9 protein-coding genes are annotated in these 8,308 nt (G+C 63.2%); 4 read left to right on the top strand and 5 right to left on the bottom strand.

The genetic code is table 11. The features are described 5' to 3' along the window. Window positions 1-65: 65 nt before the first annotated feature. Window positions 66-362, bottom strand: a complete 297-nt coding sequence (locus ACT3UN_RS16195) for an arsenate-mycothiol transferase ArsC (RefSeq protein WP_444657612.1) — start codon at window positions 360-362, stop codon at window positions 66-68. Next, window positions 359-1,492, bottom strand: coding sequence for an ACR3 family arsenite efflux transporter (gene arsB, locus ACT3UN_RS16190; protein WP_444657611.1), 1,134 nt, complete (start codon window positions 1,490-1,492; stop codon window positions 359-361). Before arsB ends, ACT3UN_RS16195 begins: the two co-directional genes overlap by 4 nt. A gap of 85 nt (window positions 1,493-1,577) precedes the next feature. Between arsB and ACT3UN_RS16185 the strand changes: the two genes are divergently transcribed. Together ACT3UN_RS16185 and chrA are read left to right on the top strand one after the other, a co-directional pair. After that, on the top strand, window positions 1,578-1,994 hold the full coding sequence (locus ACT3UN_RS16185; protein WP_444657610.1) for an ArsR/SmtB family transcription factor: 417 nt from the start codon (window positions 1,578-1,580) through the stop codon (window positions 1,992-1,994). 16 nt (window positions 1,995-2,010) lie between these two features. Then, window positions 2,011-3,228, top strand: coding sequence for a chromate efflux transporter (gene chrA, locus ACT3UN_RS16180; RefSeq protein WP_444657609.1), 1,218 nt, complete (start codon window positions 2,011-2,013; stop codon window positions 3,226-3,228). Window positions 3,229-3,250: 22 nt separating this feature from the next. Here chrA and ACT3UN_RS16175 read toward each other — a convergent pair whose 3' ends face one another. Further along, window positions 3,251-4,765: a SulP family inorganic anion transporter gene (locus ACT3UN_RS16175; RefSeq protein WP_444657608.1), complete on the bottom strand. Its 1,515-nt coding sequence runs from the start codon at window positions 4,763-4,765 to the stop codon at window positions 3,251-3,253. 203 nt (window positions 4,766-4,968) lie between these two features. On the opposite strand from ACT3UN_RS16175, the gene ACT3UN_RS16170 reads away from it, so the two are divergent. After that, entirely contained in the window at window positions 4,969-5,355 is a 387-nt protein-coding gene (locus ACT3UN_RS16170; RefSeq protein WP_444657607.1) for a MerR family transcriptional regulator, read from the top strand. 425 nt (window positions 5,356-5,780) lie between these two features. Here the strand turns inward: ACT3UN_RS16170 and ACT3UN_RS16165 are convergent, their stop codons facing one another. Further along, a complete protein-coding gene (locus ACT3UN_RS16165) occupies window positions 5,781-6,464 on the bottom strand; it encodes a potassium channel family protein (protein ID WP_444657606.1) in 684 nt (227 codons plus the stop codon). Further along, window positions 6,457-7,812 (bottom strand): TrkH family potassium uptake protein, encoded by a 1,356-nt coding sequence (locus tag ACT3UN_RS16160; RefSeq protein WP_444657613.1) that lies wholly within the window; start codon window positions 7,810-7,812, stop codon window positions 6,457-6,459. Before ACT3UN_RS16160 ends, ACT3UN_RS16165 begins: the two co-directional genes overlap by 8 nt. Before the next feature lie 311 nt (window positions 7,813-8,123). Between ACT3UN_RS16160 and ACT3UN_RS16155 the strand changes: the two genes are divergently transcribed. Further along, the coding region (locus ACT3UN_RS16155) for a hypothetical protein (RefSeq protein WP_444657605.1) at window positions 8,124-8,308 on the top strand (185 nt) is incomplete at its 3' end.

The raw sequence follows: 8,308 nt of genomic DNA, 5'->3' as shown, positions 1-8,308 counted from the left end.
TGTCACGTGCGCTGCGATTGCTACCGGTATCGCGCGTCATTCCCTCGAGCGTGCTCTCGAGTGGGTCACGACCCGGCAGCTTCAGCGGGAAGCTCCAGCTGCGCCTGCGCCCAGACGACGATGACCCAGTCCGCCCGCCGTAACAGCGTCGGATCCACGCCCTTGGAATGATCAGTGCTCATGTCGACACCGACCTCGGCGACCGCGGCCATGGACTGCGCGTTGACCCGGGCACCGGGATGCGTACCTGCCGAGTGCGCCTCGACAACCTCCCCGGCGTAGTGCCGGGCCAGGGCCGCGGCGATCTGGAATTTACCGGCGTTGCTGACGCAGACGAGCAGGACGCAGGGACGAATGGTCATGAGAAGGTGTTCTCCTTTGTCGGTTGTGTCGGCGAGGGCGTTCTCCTGGCTGGCCGGGGTACCGTCGAATCTCCAGCGAACAGCACCGGCCCCAGTCGCAGCATCACATACACCAGCCCCACCAGGACCGGCACCTCAATCAACGGGCCGACCGTGCCCGCCAACGCCTGACCTGACGTTGCACCGAAGGTGCCGATAGCCACCGCAATGGCCAGCTCGAAATTGTTGCCCGCCGCAGTGAACGACACCGACGCCGACTGGGCGTAGCTCAGCCCAGCCATCTTCGCGGCGATCAAGGCGATGCTGAACATGCCCAGGAAGTAGATCACCAACGGCACCGCCAGCCGTGCCACCGCCCACGGGTTCGCCGCGATCTGCTCGCCCTGCAGCGAGAACAACAGCACGATCGTATACAGCAGCCCCACCAGCGCCAGCGGCGAGATTTTCGGCAGGTAGGTGTTCTCGTACCAGTCGCGGCCCTTGATCTTCTCACCCAGCAGGCGGGAGCCCACCCCGGCCAGCAGTGGGATACCCAGGAACACCAGCACAGAGGTGACGATCGTCCAGAAGGAGAACTCCGCCGAGGTTGTTTCCAGCCCCAGCCAGGCGGGCAGGACCTGCAGGTAGAACCAGCCCAGCACGGCGAACATGAGCACCTGGAACACCGAGTTGATCGCCACCAGTACTGCGGTGGCCTCCCGGTCGGCACACGACAGGTCCGACCAGACCAGCACCATCGCAATGCAGCGGGCCAGCCCGACGATGATCAACCCGGTGCGCAGCTCGGGCTGGTCGGGCAGGAAGATCCAGGCCAGGACGAACATGAACAGTGGGCCGACAACCCAGTTGAGCACCAGCGACACCCCCATCAACCGTGTGTCGGCGGCGATCTTGCCGGCCTTGTCGTAGCGGACTTTGGCCAGCGGCGGGTACATCATCACCAGCAGGCCCACGGCGATGGGAATGGAGATCCCGCCGACCTCCACCGCGCTCAGGGTGTCACCGATGCCGGGGAGAAGGTGGCTGACGATAAGACCGGAAGCCATCGCCAGGATGATCCAGACGGGCAGGAACCGGTCCAGAAACGACATCCGGGCGGGTCCGGCAGTCGGGGCCGAGGGTGGGGTCATGGGGGTCCATCCTGTTTCGTATCGACGGTGATCGATACTAGAAGATAGTTCTGATATCGACGCCCGTCAATGTAGCGTGGTGGGCATGAGCACCACACAGCCGCTACCCGACACCGATGTCCTGGATGTCCAGCAGTGCTGTTCCCTGGGCACCGGGCCGCTGACCCAGGACGAGTCGGTACGCTATGCCGGACTGTTCAAGGTACTGGCCGAGCCGGTGCGGTTGCGCATGCTGTCGCAGTTGGCTGCCGCCGGATGCGGGCCGGTCAGTGTCGGCGAGCTCACCGAGATGATGGGGCTGAGTCAGCCGACGATCTCACACCACCTGAAGATGATGACCGAAGCCGGGCTGCTGGAACGCCATCGGGAGGGGCGCAGTGTGATTCACCAGGTCCGTCCCGACATCTTTGCCCAGCTGCGTGCTGTGCTGCAGATCGGTTGGGCCTCACGGCCTTGTTCACCCAACGTTCAACCGGTACCCATTGACCGGGGTAGCCCGTGATTGTCAGTATCGTCACGTGAATCGAAACCCGCCTCACGGTCGTGACGTACAACCGGGAAACACCTGGGAGGTCGTCCTCGTGTTTCTTCGTCTAGGGCTTACCAGCTTCGGCGGCCCAGTCGCCCATCTGGCCTTCTTCCGCGAGGCCTTCGTCGAGCGCCGCGGATGGTTGTCCGAGAAGGCCTACGCTGACCTCGTCGCGCTGTGCCAGTTCCTCCCCGGACCCGCGTCATCACAGGTGGGAATGGCCATCGGACTCCAGAGAGTCGGGTACACCGGAATGTTCGCCGCGTGGTTCGCGTTCACGATGCCCTCGGTGGCGCTTCTCGTCGCTTTCGCCTACGGCCTGGCCGCCGTCGGTGACCTCTCCGACGCCGGCTGGATCGACGGGCTGAAAGCGGCCGCCGTCGCCGTCGTCGCTCACGCGGTCCTGGGCATGGCCCGGTCTCTGACGCCCGACGCACCCCGGGCCACAATCGCCGCGGCAGCGATGATCGTAGTCCTGCTCTTCCCCAGCCCTGCCACCCTGGCGGTCGCCGTCGCGGTGGCCGGCCTCGTCGGTTTCCTCTGGCTCACCCCGCGGGAGCAGGCCCCGCGGACGGAGGACGCCTTCTCCGTCCGAGTGTCCAAGCGGACCGCTGTCGCGTGCCTGGGCTTGTTCGCCCTGCTGCTGGCCGGGCTTCCCCTGCTCGCGATGTGGACGCAGAATGCCTACGTGTCGCTGGCCGACATCTTCTACCGCGCGGGGTCGCTGGTCTTCGGTGGCGGCCATGTGGTCCTGCCGCTCCTGCAAGCGGAGACCGCCAGCCTTGTCGAGCCCGAGGTCTTCCTCGCCGGGTACGGTGCCGCCCAGGCCGTTCCGGGGCCGTTGTTCACCGTCGCCGGGTTCCTCGGCGCGTCCAGCTCCGGGACGGTGACCGGCATTATCGGCGCCCTGGTCGCCATCGTGGCGATCTTCCTGCCGGCCGCGCTGCTGGTGGTCGGCGCCCTGCCCTTCTGGGAGGAACTGCGGGGCAACGCCGCCACCCGCAGAGTGCTGACGGGTGTCAACGCCGGGGTGGTGGGCATCCTGGCCGCCGCGCTGTACGACCCGGTGTTCACCACCGGGATCCTCGGCAACGGCGTCAACGCCCTGGTACTGGCCGTCGCGGCGTTCGTGGCGCTCCACAGCTGGAAGGTCCCGGCCTGGGCCGTGGTGATCGCCGCGGGTGTCCTGGGGTGGTTCATTCTCTAGGCGCCGCCTACGTCACGGGTTTTCAGTGGCCGCCGCCGAGCCGCCCCGAGAAGCGGTCGAGGCGTTCCTGGCTGGCGCCGTCGAGACCGATGATGTCGACGGTCTTTCCACGTGCCCGGAACTTCGTGGTGATGCTGTCGAAGGTGGCGACCGTGGAGGCGTCCCACACGTCGGCCTCCGTCAGGTCGATGACGATGTGCTCGGCCGGGTCGGTGTAATCGAAGCTGTACACCAGGTCATTGCTCGAGGCGAAGAACAACTGCCCACGCACCCGGTAGGTACGAGTGTCGATCGTGCCGTCGTGGTCGGTGTCGAGTTCCGCGACTTTCTCGACGCTCACCAGGTGGGCGACCCGTCGGGCGAACATGACCATCGCGGTGAGTACACCGAGCACCACACCAACCGCCAGGTTGTGCGTGGCCAGGGTGGCGACCACGGTCACCACCATCACGGCGGTCTCGCTCAGCGGCATCATCGGCAGGGTCCGTAGGGAGTGCCAGTCCATGGTGCCCACCGACACCATGACCATCACCGCGACGAGAGCCGCCATCGGGATCAGCCCGACGATGTCGCCGAGGGCGACGACCAGGATCAGCAGGAAGATTCCCGCCAACAGCGTCGACAGGCGGGTACGGGCGCCGGAGGAACGCACGTTGATCATGGTCTGCCCGATCATGGCGCACCCTCCCATCCCGCCGAACAGGGAGCTGACGATGTTGGCCACACCCTGTCCCCACCCCTCCCTGGTCTTGTCGGAGTGCACGTCGGTGATGTCGTCGACGAACTTCGCCGTCATCAGCGACTCCATCAGCCCCACCAGCGCCATAGCCAGGGCGTAGGGCCCGATGATGGTCAGGGTGTCCAGGTTCAGCGGAACGTCGGGGATGAACAGGCCGGGCAGACTGTCGGGGAGCTCCCCTTGGTCCTTGACGTCGGGGACGTCCCACCCGCTGACCACGACCACGATGGTGATCAGGACGATCGCGACCAGTGGGGCGGGGATCACGGTAGTCAGCCTCGGGAAACCGATCATGATGACCAGGCCGGCAGCCACCAGTGGGTAGACCAGCCAGGGCACGCCGAGCAGGTGGGACAGCTGGGCGGTGAAGATCAGGATCGCCAGGGCGTTGACGAAGCCGATCATCACCGAGCGTGGGATGAAGCGCATCAGCTTGGCGACGCCGAGCACGCTGAGGACGACCTGGAAGGCACCCGCGAGCAGGACGGTCGCGATGAAGTAGTCCATGCCGTGGTCGTGGGCCACCGGGGCGATCACCACGGCGACGGCACCGGTGGCCGCGGAGATCATCGCCGGCCGCCCACCGGTGAAGGCGATGGTCACCGCCATCGTGAAGGAGGCGAACAACCCGACCCTGGGATCCACACCGGCCAGGATGGAGAACGAGATGGCTTCCGGGATCAACGCGAGCGCGACGACCAGCCCGGCGAGCACTTCGGTGCGCAGGCGCGGAAGGGAACTGAACGCGTAGCGGAACGAGGCGACGACCGCAGTCGGGGCGGGCGGGTCGGATCGCATGGCCTGGTCGGGGCCAGGCCCAGTGGTAGATTGGGTCACGAAGAACCTCCGAAAATAGTGGATCCAGGCCCGCCGAGACAGACGACCTGGCGATACATAGTGAAATCAGCACTAGAACGAACCCTACCGTAACGGTAGGTTTTCGCGGAGGCAATTCCGGTGCGCTGACAGCGCTCCGTGGCAGGACGGCAGAGGGAGTGGACATGGCGGTACACGGCAGTAAGATCGGCCAGGTCGCCGACGACACAGGCATGTCGATCCGCACCTTGCGCCACTACGACGAACTCGGGATCGTCAGTCCATCCGGTCGTAGCGCAGGCGGCTTCCGCCTCTACAGCGACGAGGACATGCAGCGGATCCTACTGATCCGCCGAATGAAGCCGCTGGACTTCACACTGGAGGAGATCGGTGTCTTCCTCCGCGCCGTGGACACCCTCGCCTCGATGGCTGCCACCCCAGCCGACAAGGAACACGCCGGCCAGCTCATCGCGGACGTTCGCTCACAGACCGGTGAGCGCCTCGACAGGCTGCGCAAGCGAGTATCGTACGCCGAGGAATTCTTGGCGCAACTTGAAACCATCAATCCATGAGCGCGAACAGGCCAGCGACAGTCCCTGCCGCTCCGAACTAAACCGACATAGTGACCGATAGAAATCTGGCGCATCCAGACCAGCGCAAGGTCACCGTATGTCTTTCCTTCGCCCCGCGCCGGTCGACGCCCGCGGCAGATAGAAGTTACCCACTAAGGACTTTCCGGCACTTGACCGACAGGCCAATAAATAAGGAGCGTCGGACCAATGTACATCAGTAGACTTTCCTAAATATTTCCACTTTTAATCGTTCCCTATTCCTAGGGTGTGCAAACTTGTCCATTTCTCATTGAAACCCTATCGGTATGATCTACCGACAACTATAGAATAATTCTGCGCGTTAAATTCGTCCCATTTAAGCAAGGACTAGCCACAGTCACGATCCCGATATAGGTTTGCCATATCCCCGGTCGCCTACCGAAGCCTCACCTTCGGACGAATCTTTCCAGTTTCTCGGGATCGCCTGCGACGATGACCTGATCAGTACGGCACAGGACACGATCGGGATGAAAAGGTGCCCACGTTCCGTCAGATCGCCGTACTGAGACCACTCTCACGCCGAACCTATACCACAACTTTTCAACGTCCACGGAAACTCCGACGATGACGTCCGGCGGTGCAAGTTTGATCATCCCATAGTCCTCATCAAACTGGGCGAAATCCTTGAACCGCCCACCCAAAAGGTGAGCGACACGACGTCCGGTGTCACGCTCTGGGCGCACAACCTGATGGACACCTACCTGGGTGAGAATCTTAGCGTGTGCATCAGAGTCCGCTTTCGCCCAGATACTGGGCACACCCAGATCCACCAGGTTCGAGGCGGTGAGTACAGACGATTCCAAATCTGAGCCGATGCCGAGAACAACCCGCTCGACTTCGTGAACACCGAACTGCACCAGCGTCTCACGATCAGTGGTGTCACCGATAGCGGCATCGGTAAGAAAGCTGGAGCATTCCTGAACCAGGCGGTCATCAGAGTCCATGCCGAGTACTTCCACGCCGTGGCAGGTTAGCTCTTCGGCAAGTGAGGCGCCGAATCGGCCCAGGCCCAGAACAACAACGGGGGGAATGTCGATGCGGCCACGGACGCGGCGAGGTGTGTTAGCCAATGAAGGGCCTCTCTTCTGGATAGTGGAATCGTCGGGCACTGTTTTTAGCAGCCAGGGCGACAACGAGGGTGACCGGTCCGATACGCCCCAGATACATCAGAGCGCACAACACCAGTTGGGACGGGGAGCTCAGATCAGCGGTGATACCGGTGGATAACCCGACGGTGGCGAACGCGGAGATGACCTCAAAAGTGATCTGATCGCCGGTGAACACCGGGTCCAGGAGTCGTAGCGTGCCGACCGCGACAACAATCAGCACAACGCTGAGCACGGCAACTGTCAGTGCCTGACGCACCACAGGCTGACTTATTGTGCGGTGTCCAATGGTCGTGGCGTGATGTCCCTGGACTTCTGCGATGATCGCAGCAAGGAGAACTGCGACGGTGGTGATCTTGATCCCGCCGGCCGTGCCCGCTGAGCCGCCACCGATGAACATCAGCAGGTCAGTTCCCATCAATGTGACCGGGTGGAACTCGCTGTAGTCCAGGGAGTTGAAACCGGCGGTGCGCGGGCTCACCCCTTGGAAGAAGGCGGCGAGGATCCGGGCGCCTGCAGGCAGGCCGGCCAGGGTGTTGTTCCACTCCAGAACGCCGACCATTGCCACACCGGCCATGATGAGTATCACTGTGCCGGTCACCGTGATGCGCGTGGTGAGCGACAACTTCCGTGCACTACGACGGCCCCGATAGCGCATGCTGAGGCGTGCTCGGTCCCATAGCTCGGAAACCACTGGGTAGCCCAGGCCACCAATAATCAGGGCACAGGCTAGTGGCAGGATGATCCAGGCATCCCCGACATAGGGCACCAGACTGTCGCTGCGTAGAGCGAATCCGGCGTTGTTGAATGCGGAGACGGCGTGAAATAACCCCTCCCAGCTGGCCTGCGGCAGCGACATCCCATATGCCGTTGCGAACCGGACAGTGGTGATGACCGCGACTATTGCCTCGCAGATCACGGTGATCAGCAGGGTCGCCAGGACAGTTCGGCCGATGTCACCAGTGTCCAAGGACCTGTTCTCTGCGCGGGTGTAGAGACGTGATCGTAGTCCGATTCGCCCGGTGAGCAGCATTCCGGCTAGGGAGGTCACGCTCATGATGCCGAAGCCGCCGACCTGGATCAGTACCAGCACGATCACTTGTCCCAGCCCGCTCCAGTGAGAACCGGTGTCGAGTACGACTAACCCGGTCATCGTCACCGCGGAGGTGACCGTGAACAAGGAAGACAAAAGATCAGTGCCAACACCAGAAGCCGAGGCTGCTGGCATGCTCAACACCAGTGTCCCGATCACGATGAGTGCCAGAAATCCTAGGGCGACTGCCTGGGCCGGTGAGAGTGTGACCTGTGGCATGCGCAGGTGCCGGGGGTAGCGGTGAGGACGACTGAGTTCCACCGGCATGAGCGTAGTCCCCCGGTCGCCCTTTGCCTAGAGGATGACTGGAGAGACATCCCCGGCCAGTACAGCTAGGCAGGCGACGCTGCATCCCGATGGATGCTGCGCTCGGTGATGACGTTTCGTGGTGCCACATCGTTGCGGCTGGGCTGCGAACTCTGCGCGGTGCACGAGGGTGGCAGGATTCGTCCTTGCTCCAGGTAACGCGGGTATGGTGTTCTGGACCACATCAGGAAGGTAGCGTCGAGTGTGCACGTGAGAGGGTAATCATGACGGGTGCGTTCTCTGTCGAGGACATATCCATCGCCGTTCATCGTCGATCAGGGTTGGACACTGCTCTGGGCGAGGAGCTTGTGCGCGAGCAGATTGGCACGATTGAGCCGTCAGAAGGCCGGGTCATTGACCCAGGGCAAATCGGTGCGGATGATACCGAGCGACTAGTCCGGTTGGTTGA

This window comes from Corynebacterium sp. AOP12-C2-36 (assembly GCF_052379185.1).
Lineage (GTDB): Bacteria > Actinomycetota > Actinomycetes > Mycobacteriales > Mycobacteriaceae > Corynebacterium.
Note: the sequence above shows the minus strand (reverse complement) of the source record. Positions and strands in the feature narration are given on the sequence as shown.